We start from the raw sequence: 17469 nt of genomic DNA, 5'->3' as shown, positions 1-17469 counted from the left end.
ACGGGTGACGGCCGGCGCCCCGGTGCGTCAGGTGTCCACGCGCTTCAGGAACTCCTCCAGGGCCTGGTTGAACTCGGCCGGCCGTTCCAGGTTGGGCAGGTGCGCAGCGCCGGCGACCACCCGGAGCGTCGCGTCGGGGAGGGCCGCGTGCAGGGCGCGTGCGTCCGGGACGGGCGTGTAGGTGTCCTCCTCGCCGACCACCACCAGGGCCGGGACCGTGACCGTGGGGAGCAGGGGACGGTAGTCGGGGCGCAGCGCCCTGCCGCGCAGGGCCGCGGCCGCGCCCTCGGGGGGCGTCGACGTCATCATGCGGTGGACGTGCGCCACCGCCTCCGGGTCCGCGGACGGCGCGACCATCCGGTACAGCACCTCGTCGGCGTACCCGCGCATGCCCTCGCGCAGCAGCCGGTCGGCCATGTCGGACCGGGCCCGCCTGCCTTCCTCGGTCTCCGCCGCCGGGTAGGTGTCCGCGAACACGAGACCGGCGATCCGCTCCGGGAACCGCGACCAGCACTCCATGGCGATCTGGCCGCCCATGGACAGTCCGGCGAGCACGAAGCGGTCGACGCCCAGTGCGTCGAGGAGGTCCGCGAGGTCGTCGGCGAACACCGGCAACGGGGTCACACCGGGGACGACCGGGGAGGCGCCGTAGCCCCGCAGATCCGGCACGATGACGCGGCGCGTACGGGGGAACTCCGCAAGCTGCGGTGCCCACATCGTGCGGTCGAAGGGGTGGCCGTGGACGAGGACGAGCGGCATCCGGTCGGTACCGGCGCCTTTGTCCTCGTATGCGAGGAAGGGTGCCATGGCTCCGACCCTAGGGGCCGCCAACTTCTCGGTGCAATAAGGTCTTTGCTCTCGGTGCAATCGAAGGGGGAGCGGAATCGTGCAGGACTACCGGCGCATAGCCGACCGGATCGCCGCGGACATCGCCGCGGGACGGCTGCGACCCGGTCAACGTCTGCCTCCGCAACGGGCGTTCGCACGCCGGCACGGGTTGGCCCCGTCGACGGCGGGGCGGGTGTACGGCGAACTCGTACGGCGCGGCCTCGTGGTCGGCGAGGTCGGCCGGGGCACCTTCGTACGGGCCTCGCCGGTGCCGACGGGCCGCGCGCTCGCCGAGCCGGCGACCACGGCACCCGTCAACCTGGAGCTCAACTACCCTTCCGCGCCCGGCCAGTCGGAGCTGCTGTCGGCCGGGCTCGCACCGCTGCTGCGGCCGGACGTCCTCGCCGAGGCCACCCGCACGGCGGCCGCCGCCGGAACACCCGAGGCGCGCGAGGCCGCCGCGGGCCTCCTCGCCACCGCGAGCTGGCGTCCGGACCCGGACCGGCTGCTGTTCGCCGGCAACGCGCGGCAGGCCGTCGCGGGCGCCCTCGCCGCCCTGGTACCGCCCGGTGGCCGGGTCGGTGTGGAACGGCTGACGTATCCGCTGGTCAAGGAGATCGCGGCGCGCCTCGGCATCGTTCTGGTGCCGATCGCCACCGACGAGGAGGGCCTGCGCCCGGACGCGCTCGCGGCCGCGCACCGCTCGCTGCCCCTGTCCGCGGTGTACGTGCAACCGACCCTGCACAATCCGACGTCGGTCACGGCGGGACGGGAGCGGAGGGGACTGCTCGCCGGCGTCCTGCGCGAGGCGGGCCTTCCGGTCGTCGAGGACCGCATCTGGTCCTTCCTGTGCGGGGACGAGGGCGGCGAGCCGCTCGCGGCATACGCGCCCGAACGCACGTACGTCGTCGACGGGCTGTCCAAGCGCGTCGCGCCCGGCCTCACCGCCGGGTTCCTGGTGGTGCCCGAAGGCCACGGCGAGAAGGCGGCCGGGGCGCTGCGCTCGGGCGGGTGGACGGCCGGGCGGTTCGCGCTGGAGGCGGCGGTGTGGTGGATCGGGAACGGAACCGTGGCGCGGCTGGTGGCCGCCAAGCGCGAAGACGCCCGGGCGCGTCAGCGGCTGGTCGCCGAGCACCTCGACGGCTTCGCCGTACGGGCCGATCCGCGTGCGTACTTCGCCTGGTGGGAACTGCCGCGGCCGTGGCGCGCCGATGTCTTCACGGCCGCCGCGGCGCAGCGCGGGATAGCGGTGACACCGGGACCCGCCTTCGCGGTCGGCCGGAGCGGGTCGGAGGGCGAGGCCGCGGACTGCGTCAGGCTCGGACTTGCGTCGGTTCCTCCGTCGCTGCTTGCGGGGGCGCTTCGGACGCTCGCCGGCGTCGCGCGTACAGGCCTGTGAGCCAGGCGGCCAGCGCGACCGTGAGACCGAGCGCCATCAGCACCCAGGCGGCCATGCGCAGAGTCTCGGTGAGCGCGTCGTAGACCGCGCCCGCCGCCGGGTGGGAGACATCCGCGGGAAGGTCCCTCAGCGTCATCCGGCGGCCCACCGCGATCGCGATGGCGAGCAGTGCCGCACCCAGTGCCGTGCCGAGCCCGGTCGCCAGCACGGCGCGGCGGCGGCACACCGAGACCAGGATGCCGGCCACCGCGGAGACGACCGCCGCGACGGGCAGCCAGAAACCGGTGATCTCGAGCACGTGGAACCCCTTCCGGAGGTTCGTCAGGTCCTTCGACTGCAGCAGGGTGATCTCCGTGTGTGCGACCGGGATGCGGCCCGCGAACGGCACGTGCTGGTCGGCGAGTTGCCGCTTCATGCGCTCGGTGGCGGGTGCGAGGTCGATGGTGACTGGCATGTCGCCGTCGTCGCGCAGGGCGCGCATCACGGCGTCGTGGGCGGTGAGGTTCGCGGTGTCCCAGGCGGTGCGGAAGGCCTCGGTGGAGGTGAACGAGCGGACCGCGTCATGGACGAAGGAGTGGACCGAACCCTGAAGGGGCGGGCCGACGTGGACCTCGCGCATGATGCCTTCGGTGACGGCGGCGGCGATGGCGTCCTGCACCTGGGCGTCCGAGGCGAGCGGCGCGGTGGTGGCGGCGTAGCGGACGCCGTCCTCGATGCCGTACTTCGCCCACGTGGCAAGTACGCCCAGCGGCACGAGCAGGCACGCGAGGCCGACCAGGACGGCGGAGAGCACGCTCCGGGCATGTCGGGACACGTCACCAGAGAAGCGTGTCCTTCGGCGATCGGCGAGCGGCTTGCCTGCAAATGGGTGGATATGACAATCCGATGGGTGAATGCAGGGCGCTCCGAGTGGGTCGGGTCCGCGATCTTGTGATCGCGCCCTCCGGTGGAGGGTTCACCCGAAGGGGTGTTATCTGGTGGTGGTGGGGAGAGACGACTCGGGCTCCTCGACCGGCTCCCGGGAGCACATCCCGGGTGACGGGTGAGTGAGGGAGACGCATGAGGCCCCGGTGTCGGCGTGTGCCGACGGCCGGGGCCTCGTGCGCCGGAACGGGAGCCGGCCGGCGGTCAGACGGCCGGCCAGGGCTCTCTCACCTGTTCCTCGTGCGTGTAGTACCGGTAGTAGTCGAACACGAACGCCGCCACGGCGACCGCCAGCGAGATCCCGATGCTGCGCAGCACGGTGTGATCGGTCTGGCTGTACAGGAAGCCGAACGCGACGCCCGAGAACACCGCCCACAGCAGCGCCCGTGCCTCGCGCCGCAGATGGGGCGCCACCGTCAGAACGCCGATGCACAGCGCCGCGAACACGATCACGGACACGAAGCCGAACAGCACGTTCCATCCGGTGATCGGGCCCCCGTCGCGTCTGATCGCAGCGGCCCAGTAGCCGTAGATGAGTCCGACCGCGACGGGCCCCAGGATCCGCGCGATCCCGTGCGCACGCCTGTCGAGGACATCGGGCGGACGAGGGGCCGTCACCGGCCCCTCGGGCCTGGTGGCGGGTATGCGCCCGGTAGCCGGTATGGGTCCAACAGCCATGGGAACGCTCCTCTCTCCTCGCCCCGCATTCCAGCGCACACCTGGCCAGGACGGCTGGCAAGTCGGGATGCGCGGCCCACGGGGCCGTGTTTCGCTGGGGCTCATGAGGATCGTGCTGTTCGGGGCGACAGGGCTGGTGGGCACCCGGGTCACAGCCGTCAGCCGGTCCGGGCAGGCGCCCTTGCCCGCGGTGACCGCCACAGTGGCCGACGCCTCGGACCCGAGTGCGCACTTCCATGCCGTCAACCGCTCGCTCCGGCACGGCGCGTGTGAGGTCCGGACGGGTGCGGGCCGCCCGACGGCGCGCAGGCAGGAGCTGTGCGACCAGGCCGGATTCCCCGAGGCGTGCGCGCACCGGGGGGCGCCGGAGCGCCACCGCACGGTCGCCGCCCTCGGCCGGACGCGCAACTCCCCGGCCGCCGAGGTCGCCCCGGCCGACGGCTCAGGCCGGATCAGGGCCGAGGGCCACACCGTGGCGTCTCCCGACGAACGGGACCAGGGCATGCACGTGCGCGTCCGCATGCCGGCCGGGCACTGACCGGGAGACGGGCGGCGGCGCCGGTGCCCACCAGGCCATCACCCCAGAACCGGACCCGGCAGGGCCGGGAGGAGGACGGCGGAGCCGTCCGCCGGTGGTGGCGCGGCATCTCACGGCCCGGTATCCCCCGTACCGGCCCCGACCACGGGCACACCGCCCTCGGCGCCTCGCCCACGGGCCCCTCGGTCGCCGAGGAGTCCCCGCCGGCGGGCCCCGTCCGGGACAGATCCGCGCCGGCCGGTCGTTACGGTCCCGCCAAGAGTGCGGCTCCCCCTTCCGTCAGAGACGGGTCCGCCGGCCCGGAGGTGAAGGGATCCGGCCCCGCCGTCCGGGCCGAGCCCGCCGGACCCCTGGGCGGTGGACTCGCGCGACCCGAGCGCGGCCAGCCCGCCGGGCCCGAGCGCGACCAGCTCCTTCACCCCGGCGTCTCCGGTGCCCGGACCCCCAGGCAGTCGCTGCTGCGCGTGCGCGGGCGCAGTGTCGCCTGGGTGCCGCCGCTCGTGCTGCTCATCGCCATCGCCGGGATCGACTGGGCGACGAGCGGCGATTTCCGCACCATCTCCTGGGTCGTCCTGGTCCCCGGTATCGCGGCAGCGATCTGCGGGCTGCGGGGCACGGCCGTCGTCGCCGTGCTGGCCGTCATCACCTACGAGCTCGAGGACCACGCCTGGCCCCACCAGTACCGGACCGGGCTGCCCGATTTCATCCTGGTCGTCATGGGCAGCGCGCTCGCGGTGCTGGCCTGCGTGGTCAGGCTGCGCGGGGAACGGCTCATGCTGCACATGCAGGACGTCGCCGACACCACCCGACGGGCGGTGCTGCGCCCGCTGCCGGCCGCCTGGGGCGGTCTCGACCACGCCGCGATCTACCTCGCCGCGGACAGCGTCGCCCGGGTCGGCGGCGACTTCTACGACATCCAGCCCGGCCCGCAGGGCACCCGGGTCCTGCTCGGCGACGTCCAGGGCAAGGGACTGGGCGCGGTCGAGGCGGCGTCCGCCCTGCTCGGCACGTTCCGCGAGGCGGCGTACCACGATCCCCTGCTCACCACGGTCGCCGAGCGGCTGGAGACCCGGATGCAGCGGCATGTGCGCTATCGCATCGTGATCGGGCGGCACGACGACACCGAGCGTTTCGCCACGGCCCTGCTGGTCGGCTTCCCGCCGACCAACTCCCACTACGTGGACATCGTCAACTTCGGGCACGAACCGCCACTGGTCGTCGCCCTCGGCGGCGTACGGTCGCTGCCGCCGGGTCAGCAGCTGCCGCTCGGCCTCGCCGAGCTGGGCGCGGGACCGCCGGTGGCGCAGCGCGTGCCGCTCGCGGACGACGAGACATTGCTGCTGGTCACCGACGGGGTGAGCGAGGCGCGTGACGCCGAAGGGGAGTTCTTCCCGCTGCGGGACCAGGTGGCCCGCGCAGTCGCCGAGGACCCGCGTGTCGCCGACCCCGGGCGGCTGGTGAACTTCGTCAGGGACGGCACGCTGCGCCACAGCGGCGGGCACCTGGACGACGACACGACGATCTTCGCGGTGCGGCGGCGTCCGGTCGGCGCCGACTGAGCCCGAGCACCGGGGTGTTGGATCTCCTCCGTCGCACCTTTGCAGGCGCAGCGGTTACGGTGCTGACGTGGCTGATCGATCGGGGGAGGGAACCATGCCCGGAACCGCGCTGCTGATCGCGGCGTCACCGGCGGGCAAAGGGTGTCTGGTGGACGCGGCCTCCGTGCTTCCGGTGCTCGCGGCCGTCGCCCCACCGGTGCTGTCGGGCACGGACACGGCGAACGTGGTCGAACTCGCCGACCCCGTCGAGCCGCAGGCCGTCCTCACCCGGCTGCGGGCCGCGGCGGCCGCCACCGGCCCGCTGACGGTGTTCCTCACCGGGCAGCTCCAGCTCGACCGCCGCCAGCGCCTGCCCCACTTCGCGCTGGCGCGCACCACCCCGGCCACGGTCCGCTACACCGGTTTCCCCTGGCACTGGATCCGCGAGGAACTGCGGCTGCGCCCGCCGGGGACGACAGCGGTCTTCGCGGACCTGCACGCGGACCCGGAGATGTGGCGGCACCTGCCCACAGGGCCCCTCGACTGCGGCCCCGCCGTCTCCCTCTACGGCCGCGTGGCCCCGCCGCCGGGACGCCGGGCGCCAGCGTCCCCGGCGTACATGAAGGCCCTGGCGACCCTGCTGCGCAGCGGCCACCGCCCCGATCCGGCGGCCCTGCACGAGCAGGCGCTGACCCGGGCGCACACGGAAGCGGGTGCAGCGGGGGACGTCGTCCTGACGCCCGGGCAGCCCACGCACCACCGGATGTGGCTCACGCCTCCACCCTTCACTCCCGTACCGCCCCCGGCCGCCGCCCCGGCGCCCCCGGACCCGCACGCCGCGCTCACCGCCGCCGTCCAGGACGGCCGGCACGCGCAGGCGGACGCCCTCGCCGCGCAGTGGGAGCAGGCCGCCCTGCGGGAACACGGACCGGGTTCGGAGGAGGCGCTGCACTGGATGGAGGTCCGCGCGGACCTCGCGATGCTCGCGGGCGACGCAGGCCGTAGCTGCGAGACCTGGCTGGCGGTCGCCACCGCCCGGCTGTCGGCCGGCCGGAGCCCCGGGGATCCGGCGGTGGAGGCCGCCGTGGACCGCGCCCACCACCAGTGGGGCCGCATGCGGGACGCGGGCCGGGCCCGCGAGCTGGGACCGGCCCTGGCCGCGTTGCGCGAACGGGTGCCGGGACGGCGCGCAGGCGCCCTCGACCACGTCCGCGAACACCTTCGCCACCTTCAGCGTCAGCTTCAGAGCCAGCCGTGAGGGTGCGGGGCCGGGCGGGGCCTCAGCCCGTGTGCCGCGTGGAGTGAGCGGTCGCCGGCCAGGTCATGCCACGGACAGATGCGCCAGGGCACCCGACACGAGCGTCCGTACGCCGGGGACGAGCGTGGACGTGTCGGGCGCGAAGCGGGGGCTGTGGTTGCTCGGGACCGCCGTGAACTTCTCCATCAGGTCGGCGCCCGGAGCCGCCTCCCAGACGTCGGCCGGGGTGCTCGTCACGAACCAGTACGTGTACGGGACGCCGTCCGGCGCCAGGTGCGGGAAGTCCTCGCTGCCCATGGCCGGACCGGGGTCGAAGACCGCGCCCGCGCCGAACACCTCGCCGTGCACGGCGGCGACGCGGCGGTCGGTGCCGGCGTCGTTCACGGTGGCCGGGAAGTCGGCGCCGACGATCACCTCGGGCTCGCGCGGGCAGCCGGCGGCCAGGCACTCACCGGCCGCGATACGCCAGATCGCGGCGATCATGCGGTCGCGGACGGCCATCGACTGCGTGCGCAGGTTGAGGGCGATGCGGGCTTCGGAGGGGATGACGTTGTGCCGGGTGCCCGCCTCGATCCTGCCCACGGTCAGCACCGCGGAGTCGCGCGGGGCGACCTCCCGGCTGACGACGGTCTGCAGCCGGGTGACCAGGTAGGCGGCCGTGACCACGGGGTCCACGGTCGACTCGGGACGTGAGCCGTGGCCGCCCTGGCCGTGCACGACGATGTCCACGTCCGTCGACGCGGACAGGATCAGGCCGGGGGAGTGCGCGTAGAGCCCGGCCGGACCTGGTGCCGCGTGCTGGCCGAGCAGAACGTCGGGGCGCGGGAAGCGCTCGTAGAGCCCGTCCGTGACCATGGCCTGCGCGCCCTGCCCGGTCTCCTCGGCGGGCTGGCCCACCATCAGCAGGGTGCCCGACCAGGCGTCGCGCCCGGCGGCCAGCGCCCCGGCGGCGCCCGCCAGCCAGGCGACATGCAGATCGTGTCCGCAGGCGTGCATGACGCCCGGCACCTCGGAGGCGTACGGCAGACCCGTCTCCTCGGCGACCGGAAGGGCGTCCATGTCGGCGCGCAGCAGGACGGTGGGACCGTCGCCGTTGCGCAGCACCCCGACGACCCCGGTGCCGCCGACGCCCTCGACGGTCTCGTACCCGGCCTTGCGCAGCTGCTCCGCGAGCTTCCCGGCGGTCCGGTGCTCACGGAGGGAGAGTTCCGGATGGCGGTGCAGATCCCGGTAGCAGTCCTCCAGGCCGGCGACCCGGAGGTCGGCGGTGAGGTCCAGCGCGGTACGTGCGGCGGAGGAGGTCACGGGCCCAGAGTAGGCGCAGGGACCGCCCACCGGTACGGCGCCGCTCGGCTCAGCGCGGGGTGTGCGCGACGTGCTCGGCGGGCAGGGGTGTCGCCGCCCGGGCCGGTCCCGCGTTGGCCGCCGTGACCAGGGCGGCCACAGCGACGACCGCGGCGGCGAAGCCTCTGGCGTAACGCGGCGATATGCGTCCGTGGCGTACGGAAGGGCGTACGAGCACTGCAACCGACCTCGCAATTACAGCGATGGATTAAGCACGCTTAATGCGCTTCTAACGTAGGGGGTGAAGCGGCCTGACGGGAAGGCCGTCAGGGAAACTTCAGGCCCTGAAGGCAAAGATTGACGAAGGGTCAGGAGGGCAGCTTCATTACTGTGCTTACTGGCATGATTAATCCATGGCGGAGCGAGATGATCCGGAGACCATCGGGCGCAGGGTGCAGCAGTTGCGGCGCCAGCGGGGCATGACCCAGAAGCAGTTGGCCGAGCCCGCGTACACGCCTGCCTACATCTCCACCCTGGAGGCCGGACGCGTCCGGCCCTCCGACGACGCTCTGCGCCATCTCTCCGAGCGGCTCGGTGTCGCCTTCGACGAGCTGGCCACCGGGCGGCCCGCCCACCTCGGCACCGCTCTGCGGCTCAGACTGACCGACGCCCAGCGCACCCTGGCCACCGGTGAGGCCGAGGCCGCGGCCGAACAGTACGGCGCGCTGCTCGCCGAGGCCGAGGCGAACGAGCTCGGCGCCGAGGAGGCCGCCGCGCTGCTCGGGCTCGGCGAGTGCGCCCTGGACGTCGGCGATCTGGCGACGGCACGGCGCTACTTCGAACGGGCCGAGAAGCGTCTGGCCGACGCCCCGCTGCCCAGCCGGGCCCCGGCGCTGCGCGGCCGTGCCGTCTCCCACTACCTGGCCGGCGAACTCCGTTACGCCTGCTACCTGCTGGAGTCCACGCTCGACGAGCTCAACCGCTCCGGACTGCACGACCCCGACGCCCTGCTGCTGCTCTACGCGAGTGCCATAGGCCCGTACATGGACATGGGCGCGCACGTGCGGGCGGCGCAGGCGGCCGAGTTCGCCCTGGCCCTCGCACCCCAGGTCCAGGATCCCGCCCTGGTGGCCCGTATGCACCGGTCCGTGGCCCGCACGCTCCTCGCCGAGGGCCGTGTCGCCGAGGCGGACGCCTCCCTCGCCAAGGCCGCCGAGCTCTACCGCCAGCTGCAGATCCGCACCGAGCTGGCCAACTGCCACTGGATGCGCGGCTACCTCTACGCCCAGAACGGCGAACTGGGGCGGGCGGAGGGCGAGTTGCGCGAAGCCCTCGCCATGCTCTCGGAGAAGCGGGCCGCCCTCTACAGCAGCCAGGTCGCGGTGGAACTCGCGGACGTGCTGCACCGGCGCGGGAAGTCCGCCGAGGCCGCGGAACTGCTGCACGGTGTCCTCGGCGACATCGGCCCGGAGCGCGGCGCGGTGCACTCGGCCGCCGCGCACCGCCTGCTCGGCATCATCGCGGAGGACGCCCGTGACACGGAGGCCGCGGAGGAGCACTACGTGCGTGCGCTCAGCCTGCTGGAGCGGGCGGGCGCGGCGGGCGACCTCGCGGACCTGTGCCGGCTGCTCGGCGATCTGCTGCGCCGCACCGGCCGGGTGGAGGCGGCTCTGGACGCCTACCGCACGGGCCTCGGCCACCGCACCGCCCCGGGCACCACGACCCTGGGCCCGGCACCCGCCCAGCCGCCCCTCTGACCTGTGAACCGGCGGGCCGGGGAGCCCTCGGACCCCGCGGAACCCGTCAGGGCGTGACGACCGGGAACCGCCGGTCCGGCTGCGTCACATACGAGAACAGCCGCTTCAGCAGCCCCCGGTCGCCGTCCGTCTCGATGCCCGCGAGCCCCCGGCCCGCGAGCAGGCCGAGCAGTTCGGGACGGGTGAGCGTGAGCGTCAGGCCCGCATGCGGCTTCGGTGTGCGGTGCAGCGGCAGACTGCGGTGGGTGAGCGCGCCGTGCTCCAGGTTGATCCGGTACCGGCGCTCCTCGTCGATGATGATCAGATCGATGATCAGCCGCGGCTCGCGCGCCGCACGCGGCCCGTCGATGCGCACCGCGAGGGAGCCGAGCAGCATGCCGACGCCGAGCGCGGACGTGATGCCGGCCGTGTCCGTGGCGACGGCGGGGCCTCCCGCGTCGCCGACCAGCTCCCGGGCTCCGGTCAGGTAGATGTTCCGCCAGGTCCCGTTCTCGGCGCCGTGCCCGAGCTGCTTGTACACGACCGCGAGCGTACGTTTGGCCTCCTCGTCGTCCGGGTCGGCGAAGACAAGGTGGTTGAGGAGGGTCGCGGCGAAGCGCAGGTCCCCGGCGTCGGCGTACCGGCGCGCCGCCGCGAGCATCGGGTCGCGGCCGCCCGCGACCTCCACGTACCGCTCGGCGAGCTGGACCGGCGGGTGTTCCCACAGATGGGCGGGATTGCCGTCGTACCAGCCCAGGTAGCGCTGGTAGACCGCCTTGGCGTTGTGGCTGAGGGACCCGAAGTAACCGCGTGCGTGCCAGGCGCCCTCCAGCGCGGGCGGCAGCCGCAGCTCCTCGGCGATCTCCGCTCCCGTCAGACCGCTGTTCAGCAGGCGCAGGGTCTGGTCGTGCAGATAGGCGTACAGGTCCCGCTGCTCCGCTAGCAGCCGGACGACGTTCTCGTGCCCCCAGGTCGGCCAGTGGTGCGAGGCGAACGCCACGTCGTAGGCGTCGCCGAAGAAGTCGATGGCCTCGTCGAGGTAGCGGGACCAGACGCGGGCGTCGCGGACCAGGGCACCGCGCAGGGTCAGGATGTTGTGCAGGGTGTGGGTGGCGTTGTCGGCCAGGCACAGCGCGCGCCGATGGGTGACCAGGAAGTTCATCTCGGCCGGTGCCTCGGTGCCCGGTGTCAGCTGGAACAGGATCCGTACCCCGTCCACGATCTCCGTCTGCCCGCTGTGCGTGACGTCGACGGTCGGCGGGACGAGGCTGACCGTGCCGGTGGACATGGTCGTGCCGAGGCCGGTGCCGATCTGTGCGTCCGGCGCCTTCGGCAGCCGGGTGCCGTGCATGAACCCGGCGCGGCGGGCGACCGCGGGCCCGGCGAACACGTTCTCGCTGACCGCGTGCTCCAGGAACCCGACCGGTGCGATGACCGGCACGCCCGCCTCCGCCTCGCGCGGCAGCACACCGCGGGCACCACCGAAGTGGTCGACGTGGGAGTGGGTGTAGACCAGTCCGGTGACGGGCCGTTCCCCGCGGTGCCGCCGGTACAGGGCGAGGGCGGCCGCGGCGCACTCCGCGGAGATGAGCGGGTCGACGACGACCACCCCCCGGTCGCCCTCCAGGAGAGTCATGTTCGCCAGATCGAGCCCGCGCACCTGGTAGACGCCCTCGGTCACCTCGTACAGCCCCTGCCGTGCGCACAGTTGCGACTGCCGCCACAGACCGGGATGCGCGCTGTCGGGGCAGTCCCCGGCGAGAAAGGCGTACGCGTCCCCGTCCCACACCACCCGCCCGTCCCCGGCCGTCACCACGGCGGGCACGAGGGCGGCGACGAACCCTCGGTCGGCGTTCTCGAAGTCGGTCCGGTCCTCGAAGGGGGGAAGACCGTCGCGGGGCGCGGCGTCCATGGGGCCAGCCTCGGGGCAGGGGACACCGCGGGCCAGCGGTGGGGGCCGTTCGAGGACCGGGAACCGCGCCGCTGATCAGCCGGACGCGGACGCGAGGGCGCTGCCCGCTCGCCAGTCGGCCCAGCCGACGTTCCAGTCGCCGTAGCCGTTGCCCGGCGCGACCGTCTCCCGGGAGCCGACGACCGTCACCACGTCACCGGGGACGACCTCGTCGTAGAACCGCTTCGCGGTGCCGTCCGTGGCGAGTCCCACGCAGCCGTGGGTGACGTTCTGGTGGCCCGCGTATGTGTCCGCCTTCGGGTTCTGGTGCAGATACGTGCCCGAGGCGGTGAGGTGCACGGCGTAGAAGTAGTAGCCCGCGTAGGCGTCGCCGTAGCCGACCGTGCGCGAGTTCATGAAGACCCTGCGGGCCTTGTCGGACACGACCATCGTGCCGTTCCAGGTGTCCATGCCGGGCGCGCCCGCGGTGATCGGCACGGTCCGGGTGGAGCCGTCCGTGACGACCTTCATGGTGTGCGTGCGCACGTTCACCGTGGCCACGAGTGAGCGGCCGACGCTGAAGTGCCGGGTGATGCCGGAGCCCGCGTGCACGGTCACCCGCGTCCCGGGCAGCCAGTAGGTGCGCGGCCTGAAGTCGACGCGCTGACCGTCGAGCAGATTCCGGTCCCTGACCCAGCTCCAGGAGCCCTCCACCTGTGCGACGACCTTCAACTGCCGCTCTGTCTCGGCGCGTTGGTCCCGTGGTACGGGACGGCTGAAGGTGACGGATATCGGCATGCCGACGCCGACGGTCTGCCCGTCGGCGATGTTGATGTGCGCGCCGTGCAGTCGCTTCAGCGGCTTCGGCGTGGGCTTGGGCGTCGGGTCCGCCGTCGTGCCAGGCTGCCCCGTCGCCGCGTGCACCTGGGCGCCCGCGTGCGGTGCGGCCGTCTGCGCGCAGCCCGCGAGCGCCGCCAGCGCGCACACGGCAGCGGCCGTCCGGGAAAGCCCGCGGCGCCCGCTCCTGGTTCTGCTGCTCATCGTGTCCCCCTGTGGTGTGTTTCGATGTGCGGCGTACGGGACGTGTACGCACGGGGGAGACGACCGGGTTGCGAGCCGACTCCGGGAAAGACGCGAGACGTTGTGGCGGGGCGATGAGGGAGCACGTGGCGGGGGCATGACGGAGGAAGAGTTCGACGCGTTCTACGCCACCGCGTTCCCCAGGCTGACCGGGCAGCTCTACGCGTTCACCGGGGACCACGGCGAGGCGCAGGACGTGGTGCAGGAGGCGTTCGTACGCGCCTGGGACCGGCGTCGGGAGTTCCTCGCCGACGGGGCGCCCGAGGCCTGGGTGCGGACCGTGGCGATGCGGCTCGCGGTCAGCCGCTGGCGGCGGGCGCGACGCTGGGTGGAACTGGTGCGCCGTACTCCGCCGCCCGAGCACACACCGGGTCCGGACCCGGAACGGGCCGCGCTGGTGGCCGCGTTGCGCAAACTGCCCGAGCCGCAGCGGATGGCCCTGGTTCTGCACCATCTGTGCGACCTGAGTGTGGAGCAGGTAGCCTCCGAGACCGGCGCTCCGGTGGGGACGGTCAAGGCACGGCTGTCCCGGGGCCGGGCGGCCCTGGCGCGAGAACTGGCCGTCGGCGACGAGGAGAGGGAGGACGACCGTGTCCGATGACCTCGCCGCGGGGCTGCGCGAACTGGCCGCTTCCGGGCAGGCCCCGCCGTCCGTCCCCGGCCCCGAGATCCGCCTCCGGGCGGGCGCGCGCCGACGCCGCCGCCGTACGGTCGCCGCGGTCACCGGCGCCTCTGCCGCCGCGGCTCTGGGTGCCGTGCTGCTGCTGGGTCTCACCGGCCCGGGCACGGACGACCGCACCTCCCCGGCCGCGACCCCGGCGAGCGTGCCGAGCACCCGGGCGGCGGCCGTCGCGACGGTGGACCTCAGCCGGCGGATGCTCATCGTCGGCTCCCGCGCCGTGCCGGTCTCCGCGGGCGCACGGCGCACTCCCACGCCGACCGGACGGATGACGGTCACCGCCCTTTCGGACATCAGGACGCTGTCCGGCAAGGAGGTCGGCCTCACGGGCGCCTACGGCATCAAGGTGCCCTGGGTGGTCGAACTCAGCGCGGACGACGGCACGACAACCTACTTCGGCGGTCTGGCGTACGACGCCAAGGCGCCCGGTCGCTACGACACGACGAGCGGCTGGATCGGCCTGGGCCTCAGTGACGCGAAGTGGCTCTACAAGCGGTTGAGCGTGGGCGACGTGGTCGACATCGAGAGCGGCGAGGTCTCGCCCTCACCGGCAGGGACGTCCAAGGCGGCCGACCGCTCCTTTGCGGGAACGACGGCGACGGGACCCTCGTCCCCGCCGGCCGGGACGGGGGCCGGTACCGGCCGGCGCTAGGCGCGTCCGCCGTCTCGACACGCCCGGTTCCCGGCCACGGCGGATGCGGTGGCCGGGAAGGGCAGGAGCCGGGGCGTCCCCGCCGACGCGGGACGCGGGCCCGGAGTGGAAGGCCACCGCCGTGACTGGCCTTAATCGTCCTCCGGTTCCTCGGTCAGGCGGCGGAGCAGGGCGAGCAGGGCCGTCCGCTCGGATTCGGACAGCGGGGCGAAGCACTCCGCGAGGACCTCGTCGGCCACCCGGTGACCCGCCCGCAGCGTCTTCTCTCCGGCCGGTGTCAGGTGGTGCTCGAGGCGCCGGCCGTGACCCGGCCGCCGCTCGACCAGGCCCTGGCTCACCAGCCGGCCGGCGAGTGTGCCGAAGGCCTGCTCGCTCTGGAACGTCGCGGCGGCCAGCGATCTCGCGGTCGCCCCCGGCGAGCGGCTGATCGCCCGCAGTGCGTCCCACTGGGCGAGTGTCGTCCCGACGGCCGAGAGCCGGCTGTCCAGCGCCCGGTGCTGTCGGTACTGGACCTGTTTCACGGCTCTTCCGAGGATCTGCAGTTCAGCGGCCATGAGTGCAGGCTAGCACCTGACTAAGCTTGCTTATATAAAGATGTTTAGTTAGCGTGATGGCCATGACGACATCGCCGGCACTCGCCCAGCCCGAGCCCGTCCTCACCTTCACCGAGTCCGGTACGGGGCGACCCGTACTGATCCTGCACGGCGGCGGAGGCCCCGCCACGGTCGCCGGACTCGCCGCCCATATGGCGCGGAACGCCCACACCCTCGTCCCCACCCATCCCGGCTGGAACGGCACCCCGCGCCCCGACTGGTTCACCGGCGTCGACGATCTGGCCCTGACCTATCTGCACTTCCTCCAGGACAGGCGACTGCGCGACGTGCTCGTCGTCGGCTCCTCGCTCGGCGGCTGGATCGGCGCGGAGATGGCCGTGCGCGACCAGGCCGGAATCATCACCGGGCTCGTCCTGATCGACGCCGTCGGAGTCGTGGTCGAGGGAGAGCCGATCACGGACTTCTTCGCCCTGGACGCCCGCGGTGTCGCCCAGCACGCCTACCACGACCCCGACCGCTACTACGTCGACCCGGCCGACGTGCCCGAGACGCAACGCGTACTGCGTCAGGGCGACTTGGCGGCCCTGCGCACCTTCGCGGGCGACCCGTACATGCACGACCCGAAGCTCTCGCGCCGCCTCGGGCGCCTTCGTCTTCCCGCCCTTCTGCTGTGGGGCGAGAGCGACCGCATCGTCACGCCCGCCTACGGTGCCGCGTACGCCGCCGCGTTCGGCAACGGCCGCCTCGAGATCATCCCGGAGGCGGGCCATCTGCCCCAGATCGAGCGGCCGGAGGCCACGTTCGCCCTGATCGACGCCTTTCTCAAGGAGTGAGCCGCGGCGGGCCAAAGGGGTGATCAACCGCACGCGCACGGCCGGGCGCGCCGGACCGGGTCCGGACGGGACGCGCCCCTAGGATCGCCGCCCATGAACATATGGGGTCTTCTCGTCGTCTACGCCCTGCTCCTGGTCGGGTACACCGGTGTCGAAGCGAAGCTCAGGCGCAGCGACCGCCGAATCGACCGGGTCGAGCGGAAACTCGACCTGATTCTCGACCACTTGGGGCTCCGCCACGGCGACCCGGATCTGGCCCGGGTCGCCGCCCTGCTGAACGACGGCAAGAAGATCGCGGCGATCAAGGCGTACCGCGAGATCACGGATGCCGACCTGAAGGAGGCGAAGGAGGCCGTCGAGCGGATGGCTCAGCCCTAGTCCTCGTCGCCTTCGAAGAAGTCGCCGATCTCGTCCACCACCTCCGCCGCGACCAGCCCGCCGACGACTCCCATGGCCAGTCCCGCCGCACCCGCGGCGACCGCCGTGCCGAGGCCGGGGCCGGGGCGATGGCCGTCGTGGTGGTCGTCATGGTGCGGACCGTGGTGGCCGTGACCGGCGTACGGGTCATGTCCCGCGTAGTGGCCGTGTTCCGCATGAGCCCACTGCGTTCCGTACGCGGCCCGGTGCTCGACCAGCTGTCCGACCCAGCCCTCGACGGTGGCGTTCCAGTCGCGGGTCGGGACCTCGTGGTGGGTGGCCGTGAAGCGGGCGAGTGCGTCATGGCCCGACGAGAAGAGGCCGCCGCGCTTGTCGGCCTCCAGGACGACGTCGACGCCGTCGGGGGCGGCGAGGAAGGTCAGCTCGATTTCGTTGACCGCGTGCGCGTACTGCGGGGCCGGGGTCAGCTCGATCTCCTGGTAGAAGGGCAACAGCTGTCCCGTACCGCCGATGCGGCCGTACTCGAGGTCGGCCGAGCGGAAGCCGAAACCGAGTTGGCCGAGGGCTTCGAGGACGGCCTCCTGCACCGGTAGCGGCCTGACCGACAGCGGGTCCAGGTCGCCCTTGTCCTTCGCGCCGGCCACCGCGAGCTCGGTGCGCACGCCGAGCAGGACGCCCAGCTGCTGCCTGTACAGCTCGGTGATCGGTGTCTCCCACGGCAACGTCACCGCGAACGGCACGCTGAGCTGTTCCTCCACGTCCAGCCTGAAGCCGCCGCCGACCGTGAACCGGGCGAAGGTCGCCGTCCCGTGGCTCTCCCCCTCCCCGTGCTCCGCCTCCACGCGTGCGACCAGTTCGAGCCCGATGTGCTCGATCTCCACGGGTGAGTCGCCGCCGTGCAGGTGCACCTGGCCGGAGAGGGTGCCGCCGGGCAGTGCCACGACGGTGTCGAGGACCGTGTCCACCGAGGGGCCGCCTACGCCCATGGCCCCGAGCAGCCGTTTGAACACCATGCCGGTGTCGCTCCTTCACTGATCGCACTCGCCGTCCGTCCCCACGGTCGGCGACCGCCGGCACCGTACGCCGGTCCGATGCCAGTTGAACCGGCCGAAGCGGCGGCGGAGTTCCCGAGCAGCGAAGTCATGACGCAAGCCACCCGTACGGACGACGAATTCCCGCCGATGGCCGGAGCGCGGTGGCTCGTGAAGCCGTCCTGCTC

General features: G+C 73.1%; 18 protein-coding genes. 9 read left to right on the top strand and 9 right to left on the bottom strand.

Annotated elements, in window-relative coordinates:
- Window positions 1–27: 27 nt before the first annotated feature.
- Window positions 28–807, bottom strand: a complete 780-nt coding sequence (locus ACQEXA_RS28050; protein ID WP_432930318.1) for an alpha/beta fold hydrolase — start codon at window positions 805–807, stop codon at window positions 28–30.
- Window positions 808–886: 79 nt separating this feature from the next.
- Between ACQEXA_RS28050 and ACQEXA_RS28045 the strand changes: the two genes are divergently transcribed.
- Window positions 887–2227, top strand: a complete 1341-nt coding sequence (locus tag ACQEXA_RS28045; RefSeq protein ID WP_432930320.1) for a PLP-dependent aminotransferase family protein — start codon at window positions 887–889, stop codon at window positions 2225–2227.
- On the opposite strand, the gene ACQEXA_RS28040 is transcribed toward ACQEXA_RS28045, so the two are convergent.
- Together ACQEXA_RS28040 and ACQEXA_RS28035 are read right to left on the bottom strand one after the other, a co-directional pair.
- Window positions 2142–3041, bottom strand: coding sequence for a hypothetical protein (locus ACQEXA_RS28040; protein ID WP_432930322.1), 900 nt, complete (start codon window positions 3039–3041; stop codon window positions 2142–2144). The genes ACQEXA_RS28045 and ACQEXA_RS28040 overlap by 86 nt on opposite strands.
- Window positions 3042–3355: 314 nt before the next feature.
- A complete protein-coding gene (locus ACQEXA_RS28035; protein WP_432930324.1) occupies window positions 3356–3829 on the bottom strand; it encodes a hypothetical protein in 474 nt (157 codons plus the stop codon).
- Between the two features lie 103 nt (window positions 3830–3932).
- Between ACQEXA_RS28035 and ACQEXA_RS28030 the strand changes: the two genes are divergently transcribed.
- From ACQEXA_RS28030 to ACQEXA_RS28020, 3 genes are all read left to right on the top strand, one after another.
- On the top strand, window positions 3933–4367 hold the full coding sequence (locus ACQEXA_RS28030) for a hypothetical protein (RefSeq protein ID WP_432930325.1): 435 nt from the start codon (window positions 3933–3935) through the stop codon (window positions 4365–4367).
- Between the two features lie 455 nt (window positions 4368–4822).
- Complete coding sequence (locus ACQEXA_RS28025) at window positions 4823–5926, top strand: PP2C family protein-serine/threonine phosphatase (protein WP_432939351.1); 1104 nt, start codon at window positions 4823–4825, stop codon at window positions 5924–5926.
- Between the two features lie 94 nt (window positions 5927–6020).
- Window positions 6021–7163 carry a hypothetical protein gene (locus ACQEXA_RS28020; protein WP_432930327.1) on the top strand — a complete coding sequence of 381 codons (1143 nt, stop codon included), beginning with the start codon at window positions 6021–6023 and terminating at the stop codon, window positions 7161–7163.
- Between the two features lie 63 nt (window positions 7164–7226).
- Here the strand turns inward: ACQEXA_RS28020 and ACQEXA_RS28015 are convergent, their stop codons facing one another.
- Window positions 7227–8468, bottom strand: a complete 1242-nt coding sequence (locus tag ACQEXA_RS28015) for an amidohydrolase (protein WP_432930329.1) — start codon at window positions 8466–8468, stop codon at window positions 7227–7229.
- Window positions 8469–8517: 49 nt separating this feature from the next.
- On the bottom strand, window positions 8518–8685 hold the full coding sequence (locus tag ACQEXA_RS28010) for a hypothetical protein (RefSeq protein ID WP_359402884.1): 168 nt from the start codon (window positions 8683–8685) through the stop codon (window positions 8518–8520).
- A 175-nt stretch (window positions 8686–8860) separates the two neighbouring features.
- On the opposite strand from ACQEXA_RS28010, the gene ACQEXA_RS28005 reads away from it, so the two are divergent.
- Window positions 8861–10204, top strand: a complete 1344-nt coding sequence (locus ACQEXA_RS28005) for a helix-turn-helix domain-containing protein (protein ID WP_432930331.1) — start codon at window positions 8861–8863, stop codon at window positions 10202–10204.
- A gap of 46 nt (window positions 10205–10250) precedes the next feature.
- Here ACQEXA_RS28005 and ACQEXA_RS28000 read toward each other — a convergent pair whose 3' ends face one another.
- Window positions 10251–12095, bottom strand: a complete 1845-nt coding sequence (locus ACQEXA_RS28000) for an alkyl/aryl-sulfatase (RefSeq protein ID WP_433131423.1) — start codon at window positions 12093–12095, stop codon at window positions 10251–10253.
- A gap of 75 nt (window positions 12096–12170) precedes the next feature.
- Window positions 12171–13115 (bottom strand): L,D-transpeptidase, encoded by a 945-nt coding sequence (locus tag ACQEXA_RS27995; protein ID WP_432930335.1) that lies wholly within the window; start codon window positions 13113–13115, stop codon window positions 12171–12173.
- 136 nt (window positions 13116–13251) lie between these two features.
- Here ACQEXA_RS27995 and ACQEXA_RS27990 point away from each other — a divergent pair, with 136 nt between their 5' ends.
- Together ACQEXA_RS27990 and ACQEXA_RS27985 are read left to right on the top strand one after the other, a co-directional pair.
- A complete protein-coding gene (locus tag ACQEXA_RS27990; RefSeq protein WP_360991241.1) occupies window positions 13252–13755 on the top strand; it encodes a SigE family RNA polymerase sigma factor in 504 nt (167 codons plus the stop codon).
- Window positions 13745–14485: a L,D-transpeptidase gene (locus ACQEXA_RS27985; RefSeq protein WP_433131421.1), complete on the top strand. Its 741-nt coding sequence runs from the start codon at window positions 13745–13747 to the stop codon at window positions 14483–14485. The genes ACQEXA_RS27990 and ACQEXA_RS27985 overlap by 11 nt, the downstream gene beginning before the upstream one ends.
- 131 nt (window positions 14486–14616) lie before the next feature.
- On the opposite strand, the gene ACQEXA_RS27980 is transcribed toward ACQEXA_RS27985, so the two are convergent.
- Window positions 14617–15039 carry a MarR family winged helix-turn-helix transcriptional regulator gene (locus tag ACQEXA_RS27980; RefSeq protein ID WP_432930339.1) on the bottom strand — a complete coding sequence of 141 codons (423 nt, stop codon included), beginning with the start codon at window positions 15037–15039 and terminating at the stop codon, window positions 14617–14619.
- A 62-nt stretch (window positions 15040–15101) separates the two neighbouring features.
- Here ACQEXA_RS27980 and ACQEXA_RS27975 point away from each other — a divergent pair, with 62 nt between their 5' ends.
- Window positions 15102–15872 (top strand): alpha/beta fold hydrolase, encoded by a 771-nt coding sequence (locus tag ACQEXA_RS27975; protein WP_432930341.1) that lies wholly within the window; start codon window positions 15102–15104, stop codon window positions 15870–15872.
- A gap of 93 nt (window positions 15873–15965) precedes the next feature.
- Window positions 15966–16250 carry a ribosomal protein L7/L12 gene (locus ACQEXA_RS27970; protein ID WP_432930343.1) on the top strand — a complete coding sequence of 95 codons (285 nt, stop codon included), beginning with the start codon at window positions 15966–15968 and terminating at the stop codon, window positions 16248–16250.
- Here ACQEXA_RS27970 and ACQEXA_RS27965 read toward each other — a convergent pair.
- Entirely contained in the window at window positions 16247–17263 is a 1017-nt protein-coding gene (locus tag ACQEXA_RS27965; protein WP_433131419.1) for a sporulation protein, read from the bottom strand. The genes ACQEXA_RS27970 and ACQEXA_RS27965 overlap by 4 nt on opposite strands.
- Window positions 17264–17469 lie beyond the last annotated feature (206 nt).

Source organism: Streptomyces sp. CA-106110, assembly GCF_050936285.1.
In the GTDB taxonomy this organism is placed as follows: Bacteria; Actinomycetota; Actinomycetes; order Streptomycetales; family Streptomycetaceae; genus Streptomyces.
Note: the sequence above shows the minus strand (reverse complement) of the source record. Positions and strands in the feature narration are given on the sequence as shown.